General features: G+C 82.4%; 1 pseudogene. It reads right to left on the bottom strand.

Annotated elements, in window-relative coordinates:
* Nucleotides 1-353, bottom strand: a pseudogene (locus ACLBXP_RS25340) (DNA polymerase Y family protein); the annotation flags it as partial.

The following is a 353-nucleotide window of genomic DNA, read 5'->3' as shown; positions in this document are numbered from 1 at the left end:
CACGATGGTCTCCTGCCGCCCGATCGGCTCCAGGAAGCCCCGCACGGCGCCGTACCGCACCGCCTCGCCGAGGCAGGCGAGGGGCTCAGGCCGCGCGCCGGGCGCCTGGTCGAGGCGGGTCGCGAGGATCTCGCCGAAGCGGCGGTTGAGCGGGGCCCGGGGGGCCTCGGCGAGCTGGCCGATCCGGCGCAGGCCGAGCCGCCGCAGGGCCGCGGCGGCGCCCGGCCCCAGCCGCAGGGCCTCGACGGGCAGCCCGGCGAGGGCCGCCCCGGTCTCCTCCGGCGGCACCACGCGGCCGTCCGGCCCGTGGCGGGCGAGGGCGAAGGCGGCGCCGGGCGTGCCGGCCAGCGCCA

The sequence above is a fragment of the Methylobacterium sp. A54F genome, from assembly GCF_053346035.1.
Note: the sequence above shows the minus strand (reverse complement) of the source record. Positions and strands in the feature narration are given on the sequence as shown.